We start from the raw sequence: 22870 nt of genomic DNA, 5'->3' as shown, positions 1-22870 counted from the left end.
TTTCCGTTGACAGGCGCAAGCCGGGCTCCGATAAAAACTGTACTGATGAGTACGATCAATCTTCCCCGAGTCGCGGCAGCTTCGATGCTCGCCGTAGGCCTTTCGCTGTCCGCCTGCGCCGTGCCCGACCTCGGGCCGAAGCCGCAGATGCGGGCTCCCGCAACCCTGGACAGCGCCCGGTCGCTGGCGTCGCCGCCGGGCGCGGCGTCCGACGGGGCATGGCCGCAGCAGCAGTGGTGGACCGCCTATGGCGATGCCCAGCTCGATGCCCTGGTGGCCGAGGCACTGGCCAATTCGCCTGACGTGGCCGAGGCGCAGGCCCGCATCATGCAGGCGCGCGGCGCAACCCTGGTGGCCGGGGCTTCCACCCTGCCGACCGTCAACGGGCAGGGTTCGGCGGGCGGCACCAAGCAGAGTTACAACAACGGCATCCCGGCCGACTTCGTGCCCAAGGGCTGGAAGAGCACCGGCGATCTGGCGCTCTCGGGCGATTTCGACCTCGATCTCTGGGGCAAGTACCGCAAGGCGCTCGCCGCCGCGACTTCCGAGGAGAAAGCCGCCGAGGCCGATGCCCGCCAGGCCGAGCTGATGCTCTCCTCGAACGTGGTCTCCTCCTACTTTGACCTCGCCCGCCTCGTGGCGCGCGGAGAGGCGCTGAAGGAAGCGGTGAAGGCGCGCGAGGCGATGGTCACGCTCAGCGACCAGCGCAACCGTCAGGGCCTCGACAGCGAACTGCCGCTGCGCCAGTCGCAGTCGCTGTCGGCTTCCGCACGGGCCGCGCTTTCCGCCAATGACGAGCAGATCCTGCTGCGCCGCCACGCGCTTGCCGCGCTGCTTGGCGCCGGGCCGGATCGCGGCCTCGCCATCGTGCCGACCGCGATTACCAGCCTGCCGGTCACGCCGGTTCCCGCCGATGCCGGCATCGGCCTGGTCGGTCGCCGTCCCGACATCGTTGCGGCGCGTCTGCGCGCCGAAGGCGCGGGCAAGCGGATCGATGCCGCCAAGGCCGCCTTCCTGCCCGATATCTCGATCAGCGGCCTGTTCGGCCTCCAGTCGCTCGGCCTCTCGAACCTGTTCAAGAGCGGGTCCACTTATGGAAACGCCGGCGGCGCGATCAGCCTGCCGATCTTCCAGGGCGGCCGGCTCAAGGGCGAATACACCAAGGTTCGCGGCGCCTACGATCTTGCGGTGGCGGACTATAACGGCACCGTGATCGGCGCGCTGCAGGACGTGGCCGATGCGCTCGCCACGCGCAATGCGGCGGCCGAGCAGGAACAGGCCTCGGCGGACGCGCGGGACCAGTCGGCCCGCGCCTACGACATCGCCATGAAGCGCTACAAGGGCGGCCTTGGCAACTACCTCGACGCGCTGAGCGCCGAGACCACCGCGCTCGATGCGCGGCAGGCCGCCGTCGATGCCCATTTCCGGACCCTTGCCAGCGAAGTCGCGCTCAAGCGCGCGCTGGGCGGCGGTTACGAAGACAATTCAAGCAAGAAGGCTCCCGAGTAATGAGTGACGAACAAACCAATGAGCAGGGCTCCGGGAGCGTTCTCAACAAAAACAAGCGCAAGCCGCTCCTGATCGGCCTTGCCGTTGGCGTGGCGGCGGTGGGCCTGATCTATTTCGCTTATGATGTCTTCATCGGCAGCCGCTCGGTCTCGACCGACAATGCCTATGTCGGCGGCGACAATGCGCAAGTGACCCCGCTGACTTCGGGCTGCGTGGTCGAAGTGCTCGTGACGGACACCCAGCCGGTCCGCAAGGGGCAGCTGCTGTTCCGCATCGAGGATGCCGACCAGCGCATCGCGCTGGCGCAGGCCGAAGCCGAACTCGCCGCGGCGCAGCGTCGCTACGGGCAGTCGCTGGCGCAGAACCGCGCGCTCGGCGCTTCGGCGGACGCCAGCGACGCGCAGATCAATTCGGCCAAGGCCAGCGTGGCTTCGGCGGAGGCCACCCTGACCAAGGCGAAGACCGACTTCGCCCGCCGCCAGGCCCTTGTCGGCAGCGGCGCGGTTTCGGGTGACGAACTGACCACCGCCCGCCAGCAGCTGTCCTCGGCGCAGGCCGCCGCCAGCGAGGCGCGCGCCATGCTCGCCCAGATGCAGGCCGCCGCCGTCAGCGCCCGCCGTCAGGAAGAAGCCTCGGTCGCTCTCACCAAGGGCACCACGGACACCACCGCACCCGAAATCCGCCAGGCCCAGGCCAAGCTCGATCAGGCGAAGCTCGACCTCGAACGCACTGTCGTGCGCGCGCCGATCGACGGCGTGATCGCCAAGCGCGCCATCCAGGTCGGCCAGAAGGTCCAGACCGGCGGCGTGGCGATGACCGTGGTTCCGGTGGGCCACCTCTATGTCGATGCGAACTTCAAGGAGACGCAGCTCGGCAAGGTCCGCCCCGGCCAGAAGGCGACGCTCAAGTCGGACTTCTACGGCAGCGGCGTGGTCTACCACGGCAAGGTGATCGGCTTTGCGGGCGGCACCGGTTCGGCCTTCTCGCTGATCCCGGCCCAGAACGCGACCGGCAACTGGATCAAGGTGGTGCAGCGCCTGCCGGTTCGCATCGAGCTCGATCCCAAGGAGCTTGAGGCGCATCCGCTGCGCATCGGTCTCTCGATGGATGCCGAGATCGAACTGGCGGACGCCGACTGATGGCCAGCGCACCTGCTGCCGGAGCCGGAGCAGGCGAGGAAGGCACTCTGACGGGCGGGAAGCTGCTGATCGCGGGCTTCCTGCTGGCCATGGCGAACTTCGTCGTCGTGCTGGACATGACGATCGCCAACGTCTCGATCCCGCACATCGCGGGCGGGCTTGGCGTTTCGGTGTCCAACGGCACCTGGGCGATCACGTCCTACGCCGTGGCCGAGGCGATCTGCGTTCCGCTGACGGGGTGGCTTTCCGGCCGCTTCGGCACCTTGCGCGTGTTCCTCATGTCGCTGGTGGGCTTCGGCGTGTTTTCCGCGCTTTGCGGCATCGCGCATACTTTCCCGCTGCTGGTGGTGTTCCGCCTCGGGCAAGGGTTCTGCGGCGGTCCGCTGATGCCGCTTACCCAGACCCTGCTGCTGCGCATCTTCCCCAAGCACATGCACCCGCGCGCCATGGCGATGTGGGCGATGACCGTGGTGACGGCCCCGATCGCGGGCCCGATCCTGGGCGGCTACATCGCCGACAACTGGTCGTGGGAGTGGATCTTCTTCATCAACGTGCCGATCGTGATCCTGGTGTTCTTCGCGCTCGCCACGATCCTCAAGGGCATGGAGACGCCGACGCGCTCGCTGCCGATCGACATGGTGGGGCTGTTCCTGCTGATCTGCTGGGTCGGCGCATTCCAGATGATGCTCGATCTCGGCCGTGAGCACGACTGGTTCGGTTCGCCCTTCATCGTGGCGCTGGCCTGCATCGCGGTGATCTTCTTCATCGCCTTCGTGGTGTGGGAACTGACCGAGGAGCATCCGGTGGTGGACCTGAAGGTGTTCCGGCACCGGGGGTTCAGCGCGGCGACCTTCTCGCTGACCATCGCCTTCGGCACCTACTTCTCGTCGGTGGTGGTGATCCCGCAATGGCTCCAGACCTCGATGGGCTACACCGCCACGCAGGCGGGCGAGGCGATGGCCTTCTCCGGCGTGCTGGCGGTGATCGCATCGCCCTTCGTGCCCAAGCTGATGCAGCGTTTCGATCCCAGGCTGCTGGTGTTCATCGGCATCTCGTGGATCGCGATGTGCGCGGTGTTCCGCACCGGCTGGTCCAGCGATTCCACGTTCTGGGCGATTTCCTGGCCGCAGCTGGTGCAGGGTGTCGGGGTGTCGCTGTTCATGGTGCCGCTCACCACGATCAGCCTCAGTTCGGTGCGGCCCGACGAAACCGCATCGGCTGCGGGCATCGCCAACTTCGGCCGCACCCTGGCGGGCGCCATCGCCACCGCACTGGTCACGACGACCTGGGACGACATGTCCCGCCACAACAAGGCCGAACTGTCGGGAATGCTCAACGGTTCGGAGCAGACCGTGAACCAGCTTCAGCAGGCAGGCATGTCCATGGAGCAGGCGCGCGGCACGATCGACAACCTCGTTACCGCGCAGGGGACGGCGCTGGGCACCGTCCACGTCTTCGCCCTCTGCGCCATCCTGCTGCTGATCGCAGCCATGACCATCTGGATCGCCCCGCGTCCCCCGCGCGGTGCGAAGCCGGCTTCGGGCGGGCACTGATCCCTCGTCCCGCCTGAGGCCAGGAGAGCCGTCGATGCCATCCCCCCCGGCGTCGGCGGCTTTTCTCTGTCAGCCTGCGCCGCAACGGGCCAGCACGTCGGCCGCGAGATCCTCCAGCTTGAGTTCCGCATCCACCGCGCCCGCTTCGACCGCGGCGGCGGGGGCCTGCGGCACCGTGGCGCTCGCCCGGTCCTGCGCAAGGGTGCGGCAGCCCGCCGCCTGAAGCAGCTTGAGCCCCTTGGCGCCGTCCTCGCCCATGCCGGTCAGCACCGCGCCGATGGCGGGCATGCCGCCCCGGCCGATGGAGCCGAATAGCAGCGTGGCAGATGGACGGAAGCCCTCGACCGGATCGCGTTCGACCAGGCGAATGCGCGCCGGGGCGCCGGGTTCCACGATGACGTGGCGGCCGGGATCGAAAGCGATGTGGACCACGCCCGGCACCAGCTCGGCCCCGTCGGCAGCGGCCTTGACGGCGCAGGCGCTGTCCTTGTCGGCGCGGGCGATGAACATCTCGGCGAGCGCCGGTTCGGTCTGGAGCACGATCACCGTCGGCGGGCACGACTTCGGATAGTGGGAGAGCACTTCGGTCAGGGCGTCGACACCGCCCATCGATGTGCTGAAGGCGGCAAGCCGGCCATTGGCGACATAGCCGCCGTTGTTCTCGGCGGGCTTGGCGGCGCGGTGGCGGGGACGGTCCCTGACGTTGGAATTGGCGGCGGCAAGGACGATCTTGCCGAGCTTGCCCACGGTCTTGGCGAATTGTTCGGGCGTCGCCTTGAGCGGCTTGGGGAAACATTCCACCGCCCCCAGCTCAAAGGCTTTCAGTGACGTTTCAGTGCCGCTCTGTGTCAGGGCGGACAGCATGACCACGGGCATCGGATTGGTGCTCATGATCTCCTCCAGGAACTCGATTCCGCTCATTCCCGGCATCTCGACGTCGAGCGTGACGACATTGGGCAAAAGCTCGGCGATCTGGTCGCGGGCTTCGGCGGCGCTGGCGGCAGTGCCGACGACGCGCACGTTCTTGGACTGCTCCAGCACGTCGCAGAACAGCGCGCGCATGGCGGCTGAATCGTCGACTACCAGCACGCGGGCGTCATGCATGAGGGGGGCCTTCTCGTTTGCGAAAAACCGCATTGGGGCGCCCGCGATAGCGCCAAGGATGGAACGAAATCCCTCCATCCCGATACGGGACTCGCCTGAGCCCGGGGAAAACCCGCTGTTGGCATCGCGGCGGATAGGTGGATCGGACCGATCTTCTTTTGCGGGGCCCGACATGACCAGCATCATCCTTCCTGCCCGCTGCGACCGGGCCGCCGCCGAGGCGCTCTGGCCGGAACTGGCGGCGGCCATGGGCACCGAGCCCATGGGGATCGACGGTTCGGGGGTGGAGCATATGGGGCAGGCCATGTTGCAACTGCTGGTTTCGGCACGTCGCAGCGGCGGCGGGGCGGTGATCGCACCGTCTCCTGTCCTGCGCGATGTGGCGGAACTGACCGGCCTGACCGCGGAACTCTTCGAGGATGCCGCGGCATGAGCCCCGAGGAAATCCAGCAGATCTTCTTTGCCGAGTGCGAGGAATCGCTTGCCGCCGCCGAAGCCGGTCTGGCCGCCTGCAAGGCGGGCACCCAGGACGCCGATACGGTCAACGCGGTGTTCCGCGGTGTCCATTCGATCAAGGGCGGGGCAGGCGCTTTCGGCTATGCCGCGCTCCAGGCCTATACCCATGTCTTCGAGACGCTGCTCTCCGACGTGCGGGAGGGATTGGTGCCGATCGAACGCAAGCTGGTCGACCTGCTGCTGCGCGCGCTGGACACGCTTTCCGACCATGTCGAGGCCGCGCGGGAGGACGGTGCGCCGCCGGCCGATGCGGCGTTGATTGCCGAGATGGAAGCGGCGATGGCCAATCCGCAGCACGCCCACGCCCATGCGCCTGAGCCGGAACCCGCCGCCATGCCCGCGCCGGAAGCCCCGGCCGCCGAGGATTTCGCGCTCGACCTCGATGCATTGCTTGACGATCTCACCGGCGGGTTCGACCTGCCGCCGCGCGAACAGCCGCGCTGGCAGGTCCACATTCGCCCCCGCGCAGGTGCCATGCGCAACGGCAGCGAGCCGCTGCTGATGCTGCGCGATGTGGCTGCGCTCGGCGGCGAATGCCTGCACTGCGACATTTCGCACGTGCCGCCGCTGGACCAGCTTGACGTTTCGCAGGGCTATCTCGGCTGGAGCTATGCGATGCCGGGCGATGTCGCCGAGGACATGGTACGCGAGATATTCGACTTCATCGGCGAGGACTGCGTGCTGGCGATCGGGGAGGGCGAGGCGATCCCGCCTGTCGAACCCGCCGAAATCGCCATGCCCCCGGCCGAAGCGGCGGCGAAAACGGTCCCGTCCGAAGCGCCTGCCGGCAGGGCCGAGCCGCTGCCGGGGAAGGGCGAGCCCGCCGCCGCGTCTGCCGCCGGGCAGTCGATCCGCATCGATCTTTTCAAGCTGGACCGCCTGATCGACCTGGTGGGCGAACTGGTGATCGCGCAGGCCATGCTCGTGCAGCGGCTGGAGGGGGCGGGCGTCACCGCGAGCGAGGAACTCTCGCTGCTCGAAGGCCTCACGCGGGACATGCAGGAAAGCGCCATGTCGATCCGGGCCCAGCCGATCGCCAGCGTGTTCAGCCGGGTTCCCCGCATCCTGCGCGATCTGGCCGCGACCACCGGCAAGCATGTGCGGCTGGAAGTGCTGGGGGAAACCACCGAACTCGACAAGACCGTGATCGAACGCCTCGGCGAGCCGCTGACGCACCTGATCCGCAACGCGGTGGACCACGGCATAGAAAGCGCCGAAGAGCGGATCGCCGCCGGAAAGCGTCCCGAAGGCACGCTGACCCTTGCTGCCGAGCATCGCTCCGGCCGCATCCTCATCTCCATCGCCGATGACGGCGCGGGCATCAACCGGGAGCGCGTGCTGGCCAAGGCCATCGACAAGGGCATCGTCGGCAGCGACACGCAGCTTTCCGCCGAGGAGATTGACAACCTGATCTTCGCGCCGGGCTTCTCCACCGCGGAAGTCGTCTCGAACATCTCGGGGCGCGGGGTCGGCATGGACGTGGTGCGGCAGAACGTGAAGGAACTGGGCGGACGGATCACGATCGAGAGCACGCCGGGGCAGGGCACGAAATTCATCCTCACGCTCCCGCTAACCCTCGCCATTTCCGACGGCATGATCGTCAACGTCGGCGACCAGACCCTGGTGGTGCCGCTCTCCCATGTCGTGGAGAGCCTGCGTCCCGGCGAGAACGAGGTGCAGGGCATCGGCACGAGCCGTCAGGTGCTCAACGTGCGTGGACGCTTCATCCCGGTCATCGCCATGCACGAGGCGCTGGGCGCGTGCGGCGGCGCACCTTCGGCGGGGGCAGGCGTGCTGGTCGTCGTCGATACCGAGAGCGCCGGGCAGGCTGCGCTGCTGGTGGACGACATCCAGGACCAGCGCCAGTTCGTCATCAAGAGCCTGGCGACCAACTTCCGATCGGTGGAAGGCGTGGCCGGGGCGACCATCCTGGGTGACGGGCGGGTGGCCCTGATCGTCGACGTGGACGGTCTGGTTGCCTGCGTCCTGTCGTCTCCGGCGATGCCGGGACCGGAGGCGTCCGGCCCGGAAAGGCAGGCGGCGTGATGGCCACGAGCGCGATGACCGACCCGGTTCCCGGCGTCAGCCCGGAAATCTACAGCACCGCCGATTTCACGGCGGTCTCGCGGATCGTCCACGAGGCGGTCGGCATCGTCCTGCCGCACGGCAAGGCGATGCTGGTCTATTCCCGCCTCGCCCCGCTGGTACGCGCGGCGGGGGCGGTCACGTTCTCGCGCTATATCGAGATGATGCGCGCGAACGGTGAGGAAATGGGCAGGGCGGTGGCGGCGCTCACCACCAACCACACCTTTTTCTACCGCGAGGCGCACCACTTCGAGCATCTGCAGGGCGAGGTCCGCCCGCGCCTCGTGGAAAAGCTCCACCAGCGCGACCCCGTGCGGCTGTGGTCGGCGGGATGTTCAAGCGGCGAGGAAACATGGTCGATCGTCATGACCCTGCTGGGCCCGGACCGGGCGGCGGGAATAGACCTCGCGCGCCGCGACCTGCGCGTGCTTGCCAGCGACATCGCCCCGCACGCGCTGCAGAAGGCGGCGGGCGCGACTTACGCGGCCAAGGATCTCAAGCCGGTGCCGCAGGACTTGCGCAGGCTCTGGACGGCCGAGCAGCACGGACACGTGACGCTGGCCGAGCCGCCGCGCTCCATCGTTCGGTTCCGCGCGCTCAACCTGCTTGGCGAATGGCCGATCCGGGGCCGGTTCGACGTGATCTTCTGCCGCAACGTCATGATCTATTTCGACGCCGCGACCAACGAGCGGCTCGTGCGCCGCTTCGCCGAGGCGCTGCTTCCGGGCGGCCACCTCTACATCGGCCATTCCGAGCGGGTGACCGGATCGGCGGCGGACCTGCTCGAACTGGTCGGCCCGACGATCTACCGCCGGAGGGGCGCATGAGCATCCGCGTCCTCATCGTCGACGATTCCCCCACCATGCGTGCGATCCTGATGTCCCGGCTGCGAGAGCAGGGCGACATCGAGGTGGTTGCCGCCGCATCCAACGCCGCCGAGGGGCGCGAGATGATCAAGCGGCTCGATCCCGATGTGGTCACGCTCGACATCGAGATGCCGGGTATGAACGGGCTCGATTTCCTCGAGAAGATCATGACCCTGCGGCCAACTCCGGTGATCGTCGTCTCCGGCGCGACGCAGGAGGGCAGCGAGGTTACCGCGCGCGCCCTCGGCCTCGGCGCGGTGGACTGCTATGCCAAGTACGATCGCTCGGGCCGCCTGACGCTTCAGGATGGCGGCGAACTGGCGGCGATGATCCGGCAGGCTGCGCAAGTCCGCTTTCACCGCCCGGCGACCCGGGCCGTGGCAGAGGAGGGCCGCCGTTCGATCCGGCGCGACACGCGGCTGATCGCGGTCGGCTCCTCTACCGGCGGGGTCGAGGCGCTGCAGGTTCTGCTGCGCGATTTCGCGGAAGACTGCCCGCCGACGCTGATCGTCCAGCACGTCAACCCGCGCTTCGCCCCGGCCATCGCGCGCACGCTCGACCAGGTGTGCCCGGCGCGGGTGCAGGTTGCGGCGCAGGATATGCCGCTGCGCCATGGCAACGTCTATCTCGCCGCCGAAGCGGACTGCCACCTCACAGTGAAGGCGGCGATGAGCGGTGGGGGAGGCGGCGCGCTGCACGCAAGGCTGCGCCGGGGGGAGCCGGTTTCCGGGCACATCCCGAGCGTGGACGCGCTGTTCGCTTCGGTTGCGGCGGAAGTGGGAAGCGGGGCCGTAGGAATCCTCCTTACCGGCATGGGGCAGGACGGCGCGCGCGGGCTGCTGGCGATGAGCCGCGCCGGAGCACACACCATCGCGCAGGATGAAAGCACCTGCACGGTTTTCGGAATGCCGCGCGCGGCGATTTCGCTCGGCGCTGCCAGCGTCGTCGCGCCGATCGACCGCATTGCGCGTCATGCATTGCATCAGGCGGCCTGAGGCGATGCTTGACAATCGGCTGGACGGCATGAGCCATGTCACCGTGCTCCAGGGGCAGTTCCGCGTGAGCGCCTCGCCGGCGGACGAGTTCGGCACCGTGCTGGGCAGCTGCGTCGCCACCTGCCTCCACGATCCCGCCGCGGGACTGGGCGGAATGAACCATTTTCTCCTGCCCAAGCCGCTGTCCGGCACCGAACGGGGCGAGGTCGACGTGCATTACGGCGTCTACCTCATGGAAATGCTCATCAACGAGATGCTGCAGCAGGGCGGGCGCAAGGACAGGATGCGCGCGCACCTGTACGGCGGCGCCAACCTCCACCGGGGGATGCAGCGGATCGGCAGCGCCAATGCCGAATTCGCGCGCAGCTTCCTCCTGCGCGAGGGGATCGATCTGGTGCGCGAGGATCTTGGCGGCCTTGCCGCACGTCGCCTCGATTTCCGCCCGGCTTCCGGTCTCGTGCGCTGCCGCATGGTGGCGGCGGCCGATGCGCCCGAGCCGGTCGTCCAGCCCCCCGTTCGCCCGGCCGCGCGCGGCGAAGTCGAACTGTTCTGAAGAAACGAGGCTCCCTATGTCCCGTAGCACCCGCATCCTGACCGTAGACGACAGCGCCTCGATGCGCGCGCTGCTCAACCATGCGCTTTCCACCAATGGCTTCGACGTGGCGCAGGCGGATGACGGCCTTTCGGCGCTGGAATGGCTTGCGGTGAACGAGGTGGACGTGGTCATCACCGACATCAACATGCCCCGGCTCGACGGGTTCGGCCTGATCGAGAAAGTGCGCGGTGGAACCCGCCACCGCGACCGGCCCATCCTGGTTCTCACCACCGAAAGCTCGGACGAGAAGAAAGCCCGTGCCCGGGCCGCCGGCGCTACCGGATGGATCGTAAAACCTTTCGACACCGACAAGCTTGTCGCGGCAGTTCGCCGCGTCGCACATTGAGGACAGGCTCGCCATGCACCGCGAACTCATCACTTTCGAAGTCGCCGGACAGATCTTCGCGCTCGACATCATGGCCATCCGCGAAATACGCGCCTGGACCCCGGTGACACCCATGCCGCGTGTGCCGCGCTATGTCGCCGGCGTGGTCAACCTGCGCGGAACCGTCCTGCCGGTGATCGACCTCGCGGCGCGGCTCGGCTGGCCCGCCACCGAGGCCACTGCGCGCCACGCCATCATCGTCTGCCAGGTGGGTGGGCAGGCGCAGGGGCTGATCGTGGATTCGGTTTCTGACATCGTCGCGCTCCAGTCGGAAACCTTGCAGCCCCCGCCCAATGCGGGGCAGGACGAGGTGACGCCGTTCCTCGAAGGGCTCGTCGCCATCGACGAGCGAATGGTCATGGTGCTCGACCTGCGGGCGCTGAGCGAAACCGGCGGTACGCCGGGCGACGTGGCGGCGGCGGCCTGAGCGGATGATCCACCAACCGATTTTCGAGCCGCGCTTCATCGCCATGGCCGAAGTCCTGGGCGAACTCGGCGCCGAGATCGAAGCCCTGGGCGAAGTGTTCTGCCGTGACGAGACTTTCGTTGCGCGGCACTTGCGCGAGCTTCAGGCGATAGACCTTATCGCCCAGAAGCAGCGTGCGCTCGCCGCGATCCTTGCGGCCGGGTTCAGCGAAGTGGAGATGCGGCGCATCAATCTTGAAACCCTGCATGAACGCTTCTGCGGGTTCATGGACGGAACCGCCGAGACTTGCTGCGAAGTCCCGATCGAAGACACCGCCGGGTGCGATCCGCTGGGCTTGTGGGAGTGATGCGGCGGGACTAGTCCCGCCGCATGAACGACGCTCGCCGCCATGCTCCCGCCGTTGCCCGCAACCGCGATCCTATCCTCGCCGTACTACGCGGTGCGTTGCCATCGAGCGGCCTTGTGCTGGAGATCGCCTCGGGCACCGGCGAACATGCGGTATACTTCGCACGGGCCATGACCGGGCTCGACTGGCAGCCGACAGATCCGGATGCTGCCGCCCGCGCCTCCATCGAGGGCTGGCGGGAGACGGAGCGCTTGCCCAACCTGCTGGCGCCCCTCGAACTCGACGCTGCCGCGCAGGACTGGCCTGTCGGCAGCGCCGATGCGATCGTGTGCATCAACATGGTCCACATCAGCCCCTGGCAATCGGCGCTGGGGCTCATGGCGGGGGCGGGACGTTTGCTGACCGCGGGGGCGCCGCTCGTGCTTTATGGTCCCTACCGCCGCGAGGGACATGCGATCGAACCGGGCAACGCGGCTTTCGACGAGGACCTCAAGCGCCGCAATCCCGAATGGGGCCTGCGCCTGCTCGAAGACGTCGCGGATATCGCCGCCGTCAGGGGGCTCGATCTGGAACAGGTGATCTCCATGCCTGCCGACAACCTGAGCCTGGTGTTCAGGAAACGCTGAAGCTGCGCCTTGCGAGGCGGGGCAGCACCACAGCCTGCCCCAGCCCGCGAATGACGAAGAACATCGTGAAGGCCGCCCAGAGGCCGTGGTTGCCCAGCGGATGGAGCAGCCAGAGCAGCAGCGCGTAACCTGCCATTGCGGCCAGCATCGTCCCCATCATCGCCCGCGTCCACCCGGCGCCAACGAACACCCCGTCAAGAACATAGGCCGAGACCCCGAGCAGTGGCAGCAGGGTGAGCCATGGCGCGTAAACCGCAGTGGCCGCGATCACCCCCGGATCGGTGTTGAATGCGGCCGCCAGCGCCTTGCCTCCCACCGCGTAAGCGAGCGTGAGGGCAAGGCCCATCACGCCGCCCCATAGCAGTGCCGAGCGAACCGTTGCCGCGAAGCCAGCCCGGTTTCGCGCGCCGAGCGCCTCGCCGCAGAGCACTTGTGCGGCGCTTTCGAAGCCGTCGAGCAGGAGGGTGGCGAGCATGAAGAGCTGGAACAGGATGCCATTCGCCGCCAGCGTCAGCGGCCCGGCCTGCGCACCGGCACGGGCGAATGCGAGCAGCACGGCGGTGAGCAACAGGGTTCGCAGGAACAGGTCGCGGTTGAGTGCGAAAAGGCGGGCCAGTTCGCCGCGCCGCCACGTTGTCCGGCACCGGGCCAGGGCGAAGGCCGTGCCGGCTTCGGGGCGGCGCAAGACGATGGCGGCGAGAACCAGAAACTTGAACAGTTCCGACGTCAGCGTCGCGGTTGCCACGCCGGCAACGCCCCACTTCGCGACGAGGACGAGCAACAGGTCGAGCGCGATGTGCAGGATATTGGCGCCGATTTCCACCACGAGGACATGGCGCACCAGTCGCTGTCCGATCAGCCATCCCACCAGCACGCAGTTGCCGAGCCAAAGCGGCCCTGCCCAATAGCGGATGGCGATATAGTCCCCGGCGCTTTCGCGCAGCGGCCCCCTCGCTTCGAGCAGGTCGAGCCCGAACGGGATCGCCACGGGCATCAGGCAGAGCAGCAGCACCCCGATGCCCATCGCCACGGCCATGGCGCGGGTTAGTGTTTCCGCCTGCGCTTGCCGGTCGGCGCGACCGGTCCCCTGAGCCGTCAGCGCGACGGTGCTGGTGCGCAGGAAGTTGAACACGTTGAGCAGGCCCATCATGTACTTCGCGCCGAGTTCCACCGCGCCTTGCGCCGGTGCATCGCCGAGGCGGCCTATGGCCCACATGTCGGCCAGCCCGAACAGGGCGGTGGCAACGTTGGTGAGCATCGCGGGAAGCGCGATGGACCAGAGCAGCCGGGCCTGTCCCTTGCGCGGCGGAGTGGGGTGGGGGACGGTCGGCTGGGTCAAGAACGGGCTCGCTGCTGATGTACCCCGCGGCTAGCCCAGGCGTTCCATGCCCGCAATCGAGATGCGGCCGGGCGGCGCGGCGAATCACTTCCTCCTGCGTCGCCACGCGATGAAGCCGCAGCAGGGCATGCTGCATCCGCTAACAAGCGGTGCTTCATGCAGCATGGCATCGATAACCCTGCCCCGCAATTTTGCGGAACAGGGTTGTCAAAACCGAATATTTGGATGATGTTGCACCTGCGAAGTATCGGCGCGCCGGAAAGGAAGTAGACCTCCCTCCCGGCGCGCTCTCTCCCAACGCCGGTAAAGCCGCTAGCGGCCTTTCGCCAAGCACTCTGCAACAATTTCTCGCGATCTCAAAGCGGAATGGCATGATCCGCGCTCGTTTGTGCATGGCTTTTGCGTGCGCAACGATTGCATCCTCGGTGCTGCAAGGCCGGGCACGAGGCCTTGCCCGGCTGCGGCGGCGCTCGCGGCCCTGGACTCCGGGTTGACTCAAGTGCGCCCGTTTCCGTTCGATTAACCACAGGCACTGGGCGGTGTCCCGCGCGCGCAGCGGGCTGTCGGACGAAAACGGAGTTAACTGACCTTCAATCCCGGCCGCTCGCGTGACAGCCATGGGGAAAGCTTCAGAACTTGGGAGAAAGCCCATGGACGAAGAGGCCCCGGGTGAAGAGCTGCCCGGAAGCAAGGGGAAAGGATCAAACCCCCGGAGCAACCGGTCGTTGCAGGACTCGGGGTCGCGAAAAGCTGCCGGGGACAGATCGAAACCGGAAACGCGGCGCGGGAAAGGCATAGCCGAACGGCATCTGCAGACTGACCCTCGGGGCGCATCGGGGCAGCACGCGACGAAGCGTGTGCGGAAACTGGCGTTGGAGCGGCGTGGGCCTTCGATGGTTCCGGCTGCCAATGATGACGGGAACGCCAGTGGGGGCGCTGAAAGCGGAGCGGCGCTGTGTCATGATCGCGGATGGATCTGGACCGCCCCCAGGCTGTGCACTTGCGGCCTGCGCGCCGGGTACGGTGCCTCGCAGGATCCGCTGCTCACCCTGCTCCGATCCTTGATGCAGCCGGTAGTAAAGGGGCGCCGGGAGGCCGCAAGGGCCAAGCCCGTACTGGCCGGAAACGAGCCGGTTTCCTGTGCGAAGGGCCACGGGCGGGGGACGGGTTCACTTCGGCAGGCGCGGCCAGGCCGTGACGGTCATCATGGGAGTTCAGGGCGCGCCGCCGGACTGTGGGCGGCGAAGTCCGGGGAGCAGGCGCCAAGGGTCGTCCCGCGCGCTGCTCGTGCGGCGCAGGCCTGTCAGGAGGCCTGCGCCGCTTTATCCGTGGACGAAGCCTTCGCGATGCCAATGTCCTCTGGGCCGGAACCCCTCACAAGCGATCGTGCGCCGGCCATCTGGCGCGATGGCGCGCTTGTCCTGATGGAGGCGTGGGTTCGTGCCTCGGCCAATCGGTTTGCGGCCATGTTGCGGAGTGCCGCCCCGAATGCCGGCCCGCCGAAACGTAGGCCTGAACCGTCTCGGGTGGCTGTGCCGGCCATCGTCCGCGCCCACCGCGAGATCACCGCGCTGCGCGCAGAAAACGAAGGCCTGAGGCTGCAACTCGCAGCGATGGAGATCGCGCGGGATGCAATGACATGAAAAGGGAGCCGCACCGATTGGCGCGGCTCCCTTGGCTCGGTGCCCTTACCAGACCAGCGGCACGGCTTCGGGGCCGATCACGCCGCCGGGGCGGTACTCGATCCGGGTGCCGGGCTTGAGCGTGAAGTCAGGCACGCGCTTCAGCCATTCCTGCAATGCGATCTTCACTTCGAGCCGTGCAAGGTGCCCGCCCATGCAGCTATGAACGCCGACCGTGAAGGCGAGGATCGTCTTGCGGGGGCGGTCGAAGTTCACCGTCATCGGGTCGGGGAACACCTCAGGGTCGAAGTTGCAGGCAGGCAGGATGAAGGTGACGCGATCGCCCTTCTTCATCTGCACGCCGCGCATTTCATGATCCTGGTCAAGCACCCGGCCGGAGAAGGTCACTGACCAGCGGCGGAGCAGTTCCTCGACGATCCTGTCGATGTCCTGCGGACGGTCGATGATTTCCTGACGCTTCTCGGGGTTTTCCGCCAGCCAGGCCCAGATATTGTTGAGCGTGGCGAAAACGGTGTCGAGACCGGCGATGAACAGGAAGCAGACGAAGCCGAAGATTTCCTTGTCGGAAAGCGGCACGCCGTCTGGTTCCGCATGGGCGATCAGGCTGACGACGCCGTCGTCCGGGTTGGCCTTCTTCTCGGCGATGGCTTGCTTGAGATAGGCGGTGATCTTGGCCATCGACTGGCCCATGATCGCGCGGTCGTTCGAATGGAGCAGTTCCATTGCCCATTCCACGAACGTATCGCGCATGTCCTGCGGCAGGCCCATGATGTCGAGGAACACCGCAACCGGCAGTGGCCGCCCGAAGTCCTCGGTGAACTCACACTCGCCGCCTGCCGCGACCTTGGCCTCGATCTCGTCGATCAGGTCGTTCGCGCGCTGGTGGATCAGCCGTTCGAGCTTAAGCACGCCCTGCGGGCTGAACACCGGGTCCACGATGTTGCGGTACTTGCGGTGATGCGGGGGATCGATCTCGATCGGGATGAAGTAGAAATAGTCGTTCGGATCGCGCGGGAAGGGTGTGGCGCCTTCGTTCGAGAAGATCTGCGGATGGCGCAGACCGAACAGCGCGTCCTCATGCTTGGTGAGGTGCCACATGTTGCCCATCGGGCTGACGTCGTAATAGATCGGCGGCTGCTTTTCGTGCAGCGCGGCCATGAAGTCATGCGGGTTGGCCAGGAAATCGGGGCCGAAGGTGAGGCCGGACTGGCGGATCAGTTCGGGGGGGACATGATCGGGCACCTGGTCCATGCCGACATGGCGCGGAAAACTGGGCGGAACCGGGTTGGCGGCGTCGATAGGCATCGTTCTCTCCCTGTGTCCGGCTTCAGAACTGATGCTCGGGCATGTGCACCACGAGCCCGTCGAGGCTCTCGGTCATGTCGATCTGGCAGGAGAGGCGGCTGCTCGGCTTCACTTCGGCAGCAGCCGATTCCAGCAGTTCCTCCTCCGCCTGGGACGAAGGCCCGCCCACCGCTTCGGTCCAGTTCTCGTCTACGTAGCAATGGCAGGTGGCGCAGGAGAGGCCGCCGCCGCATTCGCCGGTGATGCCCTCTATTCCATTATAGACCGCACCGCGCATGACGTTTTCGCCGATCGCCACGTCCACGTCGGTCGTGTGACCTTCGTGATCGACATAAGTGACCTTGGGCATCGAACTCTCCTGTCCTTCATCCGTTGAGCGCGTTTCTGAGAACGCTGTTCTCCATTTTCTAGCCGCTCCCCCCCGGTGAAGTCAATCACCGGCGAGAACTTCGCAATTGCGGGCACTGGACCGGCGCGGACGGAGGGCCTAATCCATCGCCCATGGCCACTGTTCGACCGTCTCCCACCCAACTTGCCGAATTCGATGACGGCGAACGCGATCGGACGTGCCTGCTGATAGAGGCGGCGCATGACCTGCTTGACGAGGGCGGGCTCGAAGGCCTGACGATCCGGGCGGTGCTGTCACGCACGGGCCTGGCGCGGCGTGCCTTCTATGAGCGGTTCCAGAGCAAGGACGACCTCGTGCTGGCGGTATTCGATGCTTCGCTGCGGGCGGCGGCGTTGCAGTTCCGGGATATCTCGTCGCGCGCAGACAATCCTGTGGAGGCGTTGCAGGTTATCGTTTCCGGCATCGTCGTGGGCCAGTTGGGGCAGACGCGGAGCAGCGGCGCGCACTTGCGCAGCGCCGCGCTCAGCCGCGAACACCTCCGGCTTGCGCAGTCTCGCCCGGCCGAATTGCAGGCGGCGTTGCAACCGCTACTGGACCTGATTGCCGGCCATGTCGCCGAAGGCATCGAACAGGGGTTGCTCCTGCAGGCCGATCCCAGCCTGCAGGCACGGCTGATCTACAACCTTGTCTCGACCACGGTTCACACCGTGCTGCTTCAGGAGGAAGGCGGCGCCCCCGATCTTGCCGAGCGTGAAACGCTTGGGGTGGCAATCTGGGAGTTCTGCCGCCGGGCGATCGTAGTCTAGAGCGGTTCCACCCGTTCCAGCAGCCGGTCGATGTCTTCGGCGCGGGCGAGATCGGTGCCGGCGCGCAGCACGGCGGCGGAGCCGCCGGCCATGCCGCGGCGGAATGCCTCGAGTTCGCCGTCGCCCCGGCACAGGGCATGAACCATCGCCGCGACGAAGCTGTCGCCCGCGCCCACGGCGCTTGCCGCGTCGACCTTGAGGGCAGGCAGGAACAACGGCCCCTCGGCGCGCGCCAGGACCGCGCCTTCATGGCCCATGGTCACGGTGACGAACCTGGCCTTCTCCGCCTCGACGATTTCCATGGCCGCAGTCCCGATCGCGCCGACCGAGTCGAGCGTGCGTCCGGCATAATGCTGCAATTCGCTCTGGCTCGGTTTGACCAGCAGCAGCCCTCCGGCATCGATTCCGGCGACCAGCGCAGCGCCCGAGGTGTCGAGAACGACTTCGATACCGCGCGGGCGCAACAGGCGGGTGGCACGGGCGTAGAAGTCCTCCGGGACGCCCGGGGGGAGCGATCCGCTCATGACCATCACGTCGCAATCGGCTTCGGCGACGCGATCTAGGCATTCCCGCCATTCCGCTTCGCTGATTTCCGGCCCGGCGGGCGTGAACCGATATTCCTTGCCTGTTTCGTGTTCGAGGATGTCGGCAGCGATACGCGTGGACCCCGCGATGGGGATGCGGGTTCGGACCAGTTGGTGAAGGTCGATCAGGCCGTCGAGGGCAGGGCCGGTGGCGCCGCCGGAAAGATAGTAGCAGCGCGCATTGCCGCCGAGCCGGACGAAGACACGCGCCACATTGATGCCGCCGCCGCCGGGAGCGTAATGCTCGTTGTCGGTACGCATCTTGTTGGTGTGGCGAACCTTGCCGACGTCATAGGATGCGTCGATCGTCGGGTTCATCGTCAGGGTGGCGATGTTCTTCATCCAGCGGCTCCTTGGACGGCTCTGGCGTGGGTCACGGCTTCATGCCCTGCCTCGCGCCGGATCGCAAAGTATTCGCCGGATTCAGTGACAGTTGCGGGAAGGATCAGGCGGCGTCGAGCGCGCTCGATGGCTGCGATGAAAAGCGCAGCATCGTGCCTGGCTGAGGGCGGCCGAACAGGAAGCCCTGGCCTTGCGTGCAGCCTTCGGCCCGAAGGTATTCGCGCTCCACCTCGCTTTCGATCCCTTCTGCCGCGACGGTGAGGCCGAGGCTGCGGCCCAGACCGATCACTGCCCGGATCACCGCGCGCGAATTGGCCTCTTCGTGGAGGTTGAGGATGAAGGACTTGTCGATCTTGATCTTGGTGAAGGGGTAATTGAGCAGGTAGCTCAGCGATGAGTAGCCGGTCCCGAAATCGTCGAGCGAAATGCCGATACCGAAGGAGCGCAAGTTGCGGATGATCGCGGCAGGACGGGGGCCGCGCTCCATCAGCACGGCCTCGGTGATTTCCAGTTCAAGCCGGTCTGCGGCGAGGCCGGAACTGGACAGGGCGTTGATGACGGTGCCCAGGAGGTTTCCGTTGCGGAACTGGACCGGCGAGACATTGACCGAGAGGCGCACATCGTCAGGCCATTTCATGGCTTCGTGGCAGGCAGTCTGGAGCACGAAGCGTCCCAGCTTGTCGATCAGCCCGAGTTCCTCGGCAAGCGGGATGAACACTTCGGGCGAGACCTGGCCGCGCTCGGCGTGGTTCCAGCGAAGCAGCGCTTCGCAGCATTCGATGGTGTTCGTTTCGAGATTGAGCAGCGGCTGGTAATGGACTTCGAGTTCGCCGTCGCGGACGGCCTGGCGCAAGTCCTTTTCCAGCCGGCTCTTGGCCTGTGCGGCTTCGTCCAGCGCCATTTCGAAGGCGCGGCAACTGCCCCTGCGCTCGGCCTTGGCGGCATAGAGCGCAAGGTCCGCGAAGCGCATGAGCGTTTCGTGGTCGGTGCTGTCGAAGGGCGCGCTGGCAAAGCCGACGGTGGCGCCGATGTGCAGGGTGTTGCCGTGGACGTGGAAGGGTTCGGAAAGCGTCGCGATGATCGCCTTGCTCACGAGTTCGGCTTGCGTAAGGCTCGACCGGCGGAAGATGATCGCGAATTCGTCTCCGCCGATCCGGCAGAGCAAGGCGCCTGGCGGCACGAGTTCGCGCATTCTGCGCGCCGCGTCGGTCAGCAGGGCATCGCCGAAATGATGGCCGTAAGTATCGTTCACTGTCTTGAAGTGATCCAGGTCGATCAGCGCGAGAGTGACGGTTTCGGCAGGCGAGGCCGCGTCGAGCATGTTACGCAAGGTATCGCGGCAGTGCGAGCGGTTGGCGAGGCCGGTCAGTTCGTCATGGCGCGCCATGTGTTCCATGCGCTGCTCGATCCGGCGGCGCTCGGTCACGTCGAAGATCGAGACGATCGTCACTTCCACGCCATCGAGGAGCAGGCGGCGGGTGGAGACAACCGCTTCCACCACTTCGCCGTCGCGCCGCAGCATCTGCCATCCGGCATCGCGGGTGGGGTTCCTGGCGGCCAGCATTCTGGCGGCAGCAGCCCAGTTATCCTCGCCGAACAGCTTTCGGGCGTTGAGGCCCGACATTTCGGCGGCGGAATAGCCGAACAGGCGGCAGGCGGATTGGTTGGCGGTATTGATCCGGCCGGTGCCGGAATCGTGAACCAGCATGGCCAGCGGGTTCTGTTCGAACAGCAGCCGGAAGCTTTCTTCCTTCTGCTTGAGGTCGGTAATGTCGACGCGAAGGCCGATCGAGCCGCCGTCCTCCGTCTTGCGTTCCTCGATCAGGATGCAGCGGCCATTGGACAGGCGCTGTTCGTGACGGCTGGTGGGCTGCTGGATAAGCGCAAGGCGGTCGTTCAGCCATTCTTCCTCGCGGCCCATGGCTTCGGGATAGTCGCCGCGCTGGACGCCCACTCGCAGCGTATCGGCCAGCCTGGCGCCCGGTTCCAGCAGGTCGGCCGAGCGGCAGTAGATTTCCTCGTACTTGCGGTTCCACAGGATGTATCGGCCTTCCTCGTCGAGGAACACCACGCCTTGCGGCAGCACGTCGATCGCTTCGCGCAGTCGCTGATCCGCCCGCGAAGCAGCAGCCAGTGCGGCTTCGAGCGTTCCGGTCGGCAGGTCGCCGTCCGGCATCACGTATTCTTTCTCAGCATTTCCCAGAACCAACGACCAAGCCCCTGTGCTGAAATCACCTTATGCCACAAGACGTTAATTTTTCTGCCAACGCAGGGCGGAGCATTTGGTTGCCGATGGGGAGGCGCATTCGAAGATAAAGTTAACTGACACGAGAAGCCCGCCGCACCGGAGTGCGACGGGCCTTGGCTTTCCTCCCCAGGAAAACGCTTGAGTGGTTATCCGGTCCCGAGGGGCCGGTCGCGCGGGTCGCCGGCGTTATCGATGCCGGCGTTCCCTTGCGGATTTCACTGGCTCAGCGCCGACCCGCGGTTCCGAGGCGGTGGTAGAGGTTCGAATAAGTCGACGAGACCGGATCGTCCTCGTGTGCACGCATGTAGAACAGCACGGCTTCCTGAAGCAGCTTGAAGTCCTGGTTCGAAAGCACCGCGCGGGCGCGGGCCGGTTCGGTGGTCATGGTGGTCATAGTACCTTCCTTTCCTTGCTATGCGGGGATCTTCCCCAAGGGCCTGAGGCCGCGAACTGGTTCGCCCGCTGCCTCAGAGCGAACTGGTTCCCTCCGCTGCCTCAGGCAGCGAACTGGTTCATCGTGTTGTGCGTGCCGCCGGCCTTGAGGGCCGCCTCGCCGGCGAAGTATTCCTTGTGGTCATCGCCGATGTCGGAGCCGGCCATGTTCTGGTGCTTCACGCAGGCGATGCCCTGGCGGATCTCCTGACGCTGCACGCCCTTGACGTAGCCGAGCATGCCCGCCTCGCCGAAGTACTCCTTCGCCAGATTGTCGGTCGACAGGGCGGCGGTGTGGTAGGTCGGCAGGGTGATGAGGTGGTGGAAGATCCCCGCCTCGCGCGCCGCGTCCTTCTGGAAGGTGCGGATGCGCTCGTCTGCTTCTTGGCCCAGTTCGGTGCCGTCGTAGTCCACGCTCATCAGCTTTGCCCGGTCATAGGCGCCGGTGTCACGCCCTTCCGCTTCCCAGGCATCGTAGACCTGCTGGCGGAAGTTGAGGGTCCAGTTGAAGCTGGGCGAATTGTTGTAGACCAGCTTGGCATTCGGGATCACCTCACGGATGCGGCTGACCATTCCGCCGATCTGGCCGATGTGCGGCTTTTCGGTTTCGATCCACAGCAGGTCTGCGCCGTTCCTGAGGGATTCGATGCAATCGAGCACGCAGCGATCCTCGCCGGTCCCGGGGCGGAACTGGTAGAGATTGCTGGGCAGGCGCCGGGGCTTCATCAACTTGCCGTCGCGGCTGATGAGGACTTCGCCGTGGCCAAGCGTATCAGGCGAAACCTCCTCGCAATCGAGGAAGCTGTTGTACCGGTCGCCGATGTCGCCTGCCTCGCGGGTAAAGGCGATCTGCTTGGTCAGCCCCGCACCCAGCGAGTCGGTCCGTGCCACGATAAGCCCTTCGTCCACGCCCAGTTCCATGAAGGCGTAACGAACCGCGCGGATCTTCGCGATGAAGTCCTCATGCGGAACGGTGACCTTGCCGTCCTGATGGCCGCACTGCTTCTCGTCCGAGACCTGGTTTTCGATCTGGATGCAGCAGGCGCCCGCCTCGATGAACTTCCTGGCGAGCAGGTAGGTCGCCTCGGCATTGCCGAAGCCCGCATCGATATCGGCGACGATCGGCACGACGTGGGTTTCGTGGCTGTCGATCGCATGTTCGATCCGCTTGGCCTCGACTTCGTCTCCGGCGTCTCGCGCCTTGTCCAGATCGCGGAACATCATGCCAAGCTCGCGGGCATCGGCCTGGCGCAGGAAGGTGTAGAGTTCCTCGACCAGCGCCGGAACCGATGTCTTCTCGTGCATCGACTGGTCGGGCAGGGGGCCGAACTCGCTGCGCAGCGCCGCGACCATCCAGCCCGACAGGTAGAGGTAGCGGCCCTTGGTCGTGCCGAAGTGCTTCTTGATGGAGATCATCTTCTGCTGGCCGATGAATCCGTGCCAGCAACCCAGCGACTGGGTGTAGCGGGCAGGATCGGCGTCATAGGCGGCCATGTCCTCGCGCATGATGCGCGCGGTATGGCGGGCGATGTCGAGGCCGGTCTGGAAGCGGTTCTGCAGACGCATGCGTGCGACCGATTCCGGTTCGATGCCGTTCCAGGTGGGCTCGGTGCCGATGGTCTGGCCGGCTTCGCTGATCTTGCTCTGGTAGGTCACTGCCAAAAGTCCCCGTCGAA

Annotated in this window: 21 protein-coding genes; 13 read left to right on the top strand and 8 right to left on the bottom strand. The window is 66.4% G+C overall.

Going from position 1 to position 22870, the window contains the following annotated elements:
• Positions 1–45: 45 nt before the first annotated feature.
• From ACLIMP_RS14345 to ACLIMP_RS14335, 3 genes are read left to right on the top strand one after another with little or no spacing between them, the layout of a single operon-like run.
• Positions 46–1509 (top strand): efflux transporter outer membrane subunit, encoded by a 1464-nt coding sequence (locus tag ACLIMP_RS14345; protein WP_185996915.1) that lies wholly within the window; start codon positions 46–48, stop codon positions 1507–1509.
• Positions 1509–2648, top strand: a complete 1140-nt coding sequence (locus tag ACLIMP_RS14340) for an HlyD family secretion protein (RefSeq protein ID WP_443477924.1) — start codon at positions 1509–1511, stop codon at positions 2646–2648. The genes ACLIMP_RS14345 and ACLIMP_RS14340 overlap by 1 nt, the downstream gene beginning before the upstream one ends.
• Complete coding sequence (locus ACLIMP_RS14335; protein ID WP_054436828.1) at positions 2648–4201, top strand: DHA2 family efflux MFS transporter permease subunit; 1554 nt, start codon at positions 2648–2650, stop codon at positions 4199–4201. Before ACLIMP_RS14340 ends, ACLIMP_RS14335 begins: the two co-directional genes overlap by 1 nt.
• Before the next feature lie 69 nt (positions 4202–4270).
• Here ACLIMP_RS14335 and ACLIMP_RS14330 read toward each other — a convergent pair whose 3' ends face one another.
• Positions 4271–5305 carry a chemotaxis protein CheB gene (locus ACLIMP_RS14330; RefSeq protein ID WP_443477923.1) on the bottom strand — a complete coding sequence of 345 codons (1035 nt, stop codon included), beginning with the start codon at positions 5303–5305 and terminating at the stop codon, positions 4271–4273.
• Between the two features lie 172 nt (positions 5306–5477).
• Between ACLIMP_RS14330 and ACLIMP_RS14325 the strand changes: the two genes are divergently transcribed.
• The 9 genes from ACLIMP_RS14325 to ACLIMP_RS14285 are packed head-to-tail and all read left to right on the top strand — an operon-like array spanning position 5478 to position 12146.
• On the top strand, positions 5478–5738 hold the full coding sequence (locus ACLIMP_RS14325; protein ID WP_324696305.1) for an STAS domain-containing protein: 261 nt from the start codon (positions 5478–5480) through the stop codon (positions 5736–5738).
• On the top strand, positions 5735–7867 hold the full coding sequence (locus ACLIMP_RS14320) for a chemotaxis protein CheA (RefSeq protein WP_324696303.1): 2133 nt from the start codon (positions 5735–5737) through the stop codon (positions 7865–7867). Before ACLIMP_RS14325 ends, ACLIMP_RS14320 begins: the two co-directional genes overlap by 4 nt.
• Positions 7867–8733: a CheR family methyltransferase gene (locus ACLIMP_RS14315; RefSeq protein ID WP_443478168.1), complete on the top strand. Its 867-nt coding sequence runs from the start codon at positions 7867–7869 to the stop codon at positions 8731–8733. The genes ACLIMP_RS14320 and ACLIMP_RS14315 overlap by 1 nt, the downstream gene beginning before the upstream one ends.
• Positions 8730–9767 (top strand): chemotaxis-specific protein-glutamate methyltransferase CheB, encoded by a 1038-nt coding sequence (gene cheB / locus ACLIMP_RS14310; RefSeq protein ID WP_132469630.1) that lies wholly within the window; start codon positions 8730–8732, stop codon positions 9765–9767. The genes ACLIMP_RS14315 and cheB overlap by 4 nt, the downstream gene beginning before the upstream one ends.
• Positions 9768–9771: 4 nt before the next feature.
• Positions 9772–10320, top strand: a complete 549-nt coding sequence (locus ACLIMP_RS14305; protein WP_054436822.1) for a chemotaxis protein CheD — start codon at positions 9772–9774, stop codon at positions 10318–10320.
• A 16-nt stretch (positions 10321–10336) separates the two neighbouring features.
• On the top strand, positions 10337–10708 hold the full coding sequence (locus ACLIMP_RS14300) for a response regulator (protein WP_082370293.1): 372 nt from the start codon (positions 10337–10339) through the stop codon (positions 10706–10708).
• Between the two features lie 13 nt (positions 10709–10721).
• Positions 10722–11174 carry a chemotaxis protein CheW gene (locus tag ACLIMP_RS14295; RefSeq protein ID WP_054436821.1) on the top strand — a complete coding sequence of 151 codons (453 nt, stop codon included), beginning with the start codon at positions 10722–10724 and terminating at the stop codon, positions 11172–11174.
• A 4-nt stretch (positions 11175–11178) separates the two neighbouring features.
• Positions 11179–11520 carry a hypothetical protein gene (locus ACLIMP_RS14290; protein ID WP_054436819.1) on the top strand — a complete coding sequence of 114 codons (342 nt, stop codon included), beginning with the start codon at positions 11179–11181 and terminating at the stop codon, positions 11518–11520.
• 23 nt (positions 11521–11543) lie between these two features.
• Positions 11544–12146, top strand: coding sequence for a DUF938 domain-containing protein (locus tag ACLIMP_RS14285; RefSeq protein WP_443477922.1), 603 nt, complete (start codon positions 11544–11546; stop codon positions 12144–12146).
• Here ACLIMP_RS14285 and ACLIMP_RS14280 read toward each other — a convergent pair.
• The 3 genes from ACLIMP_RS14280 to ACLIMP_RS14270 all read right to left on the bottom strand — a co-directional run bounded on the left by ACLIMP_RS14280 (position 12133) and on the right by ACLIMP_RS14270 (position 16782).
• The gene (locus tag ACLIMP_RS14280; RefSeq protein ID WP_324696295.1) at positions 12133–13485 is read right to left on the bottom strand and encodes an MATE family efflux transporter; all 1353 of its coding nucleotides are present in this window, start codon (positions 13483–13485) and stop codon (positions 12133–12135) included. The genes ACLIMP_RS14285 and ACLIMP_RS14280 overlap by 14 nt on opposite strands.
• A 1688-nt stretch (positions 13486–15173) precedes the next feature.
• Positions 15174–16433 (bottom strand): cytochrome P450, encoded by a 1260-nt coding sequence (locus ACLIMP_RS14275; protein ID WP_054436811.1) that lies wholly within the window; start codon positions 16431–16433, stop codon positions 15174–15176.
• 22 nt (positions 16434–16455) lie between these two features.
• A complete protein-coding gene (locus tag ACLIMP_RS14270) occupies positions 16456–16782 on the bottom strand; it encodes a 2Fe-2S iron-sulfur cluster-binding protein (RefSeq protein WP_054436809.1) in 327 nt (108 codons plus the stop codon).
• Positions 16783–16934: 152 nt separating this feature from the next.
• Here ACLIMP_RS14270 and ACLIMP_RS14265 point away from each other — a divergent pair, with 152 nt between their 5' ends.
• Positions 16935–17588 (top strand): TetR/AcrR family transcriptional regulator, encoded by a 654-nt coding sequence (locus tag ACLIMP_RS14265; RefSeq protein WP_324696291.1) that lies wholly within the window; start codon positions 16935–16937, stop codon positions 17586–17588.
• On the opposite strand, the gene ACLIMP_RS14260 is transcribed toward ACLIMP_RS14265, so the two are convergent.
• The 4 genes from ACLIMP_RS14260 to ACLIMP_RS14245 form a co-directional block, all read right to left on the bottom strand.
• The gene (locus tag ACLIMP_RS14260) at positions 17585–18514 is read right to left on the bottom strand and encodes a 1-phosphofructokinase family hexose kinase (RefSeq protein ID WP_324696289.1); all 930 of its coding nucleotides are present in this window, start codon (positions 18512–18514) and stop codon (positions 17585–17587) included. The genes ACLIMP_RS14265 and ACLIMP_RS14260 overlap by 4 nt on opposite strands.
• 103 nt (positions 18515–18617) lie before the next feature.
• Positions 18618–20690, bottom strand: a complete 2073-nt coding sequence (locus tag ACLIMP_RS14255) for a putative bifunctional diguanylate cyclase/phosphodiesterase (protein ID WP_443477921.1) — start codon at positions 20688–20690, stop codon at positions 18618–18620.
• Positions 20691–20985: 295 nt separating this feature from the next.
• Positions 20986–21156: a hypothetical protein gene (locus tag ACLIMP_RS14250; RefSeq protein WP_165913302.1), complete on the bottom strand. Its 171-nt coding sequence runs from the start codon at positions 21154–21156 to the stop codon at positions 20986–20988.
• 101 nt (positions 21157–21257) lie between these two features.
• Positions 21258–22850, bottom strand: coding sequence for an isocitrate lyase (locus ACLIMP_RS14245; RefSeq protein WP_324696284.1), 1593 nt, complete (start codon positions 22848–22850; stop codon positions 21258–21260).
• Positions 22851–22870 lie beyond the last annotated feature (20 nt).

The sequence above is a fragment of the Novosphingobium aeonii genome (assembly GCF_052279045.1).
Taxonomy (GTDB): domain Bacteria; phylum Pseudomonadota; class Alphaproteobacteria; order Sphingomonadales; family Sphingomonadaceae; genus Novosphingobium.
Note: the sequence above shows the minus strand (reverse complement) of the source record. Positions and strands in the feature narration are given on the sequence as shown.

Bases quoted from the DNA above. Each gene is read 5' to 3' on its own strand.
- ACLIMP_RS14250 (WP_165913302.1), bottom strand. From the start codon at position 21,156: ATGACCACCATGACCACCGAACCGGCCCGCGCCCGCGCGGTGCTTTCG.
- ACLIMP_RS14275 (WP_054436811.1), bottom strand. From the start codon at position 16,433: ATGCCTATCGACGCCGCCAACCCGGTTCCGCCCAGTTTTCCGCGCCAT.
- ACLIMP_RS14320 (WP_324696303.1), top strand. From the start codon at position 5,735: ATGAGCCCCGAGGAAATCCAGCAGATCTTCTTTGCCGAGTGCGAGGAA.
- ACLIMP_RS14270 (WP_054436809.1), bottom strand. From the start codon at position 16,782: ATGCCCAAGGTCACTTATGTCGATCACGAAGGTCACACGACCGACGTG.
- ACLIMP_RS14265 (WP_324696291.1), top strand. From the start codon at position 16,935: ATGGCCACTGTTCGACCGTCTCCCACCCAACTTGCCGAATTCGATGAC.
- ACLIMP_RS14305 (WP_054436822.1), top strand. From the start codon at position 9,772: ATGCTTGACAATCGGCTGGACGGCATGAGCCATGTCACCGTGCTCCAG.
- ACLIMP_RS14285 (WP_443477922.1), top strand. From the start codon at position 11,544: ATGAACGACGCTCGCCGCCATGCTCCCGCCGTTGCCCGCAACCGCGAT.
- ACLIMP_RS14335 (WP_054436828.1), top strand. From the start codon at position 2,648: ATGGCCAGCGCACCTGCTGCCGGAGCCGGAGCAGGCGAGGAAGGCACT.
- cheB (WP_132469630.1), top strand. From the start codon at position 8,730: ATGAGCATCCGCGTCCTCATCGTCGACGATTCCCCCACCATGCGTGCG.
- ACLIMP_RS14325 (WP_324696305.1), top strand. From the start codon at position 5,478: ATGACCAGCATCATCCTTCCTGCCCGCTGCGACCGGGCCGCCGCCGAG.
- ACLIMP_RS14315 (WP_443478168.1), top strand. From the start codon at position 7,867: ATGGCCACGAGCGCGATGACCGACCCGGTTCCCGGCGTCAGCCCGGAA.
- ACLIMP_RS14295 (WP_054436821.1), top strand. From the start codon at position 10,722: ATGCACCGCGAACTCATCACTTTCGAAGTCGCCGGACAGATCTTCGCG.
- ACLIMP_RS14260 (WP_324696289.1), bottom strand. From the start codon at position 18,514: ATGAAGAACATCGCCACCCTGACGATGAACCCGACGATCGACGCATCC.
- ACLIMP_RS14340 (WP_443477924.1), top strand. From the start codon at position 1,509: ATGAGTGACGAACAAACCAATGAGCAGGGCTCCGGGAGCGTTCTCAAC.
- ACLIMP_RS14300 (WP_082370293.1), top strand. From the start codon at position 10,337: ATGTCCCGTAGCACCCGCATCCTGACCGTAGACGACAGCGCCTCGATG.
- ACLIMP_RS14255 (WP_443477921.1), bottom strand. From the start codon at position 20,690: ATGCCGGACGGCGACCTGCCGACCGGAACGCTCGAAGCCGCACTGGCT.
- ACLIMP_RS14330 (WP_443477923.1), bottom strand. From the start codon at position 5,305: ATGCATGACGCCCGCGTGCTGGTAGTCGACGATTCAGCCGCCATGCGC.
- ACLIMP_RS14290 (WP_054436819.1), top strand. From the start codon at position 11,179: ATGATCCACCAACCGATTTTCGAGCCGCGCTTCATCGCCATGGCCGAA.
- ACLIMP_RS14345 (WP_185996915.1), top strand. From the start codon at position 46: ATGAGTACGATCAATCTTCCCCGAGTCGCGGCAGCTTCGATGCTCGCC.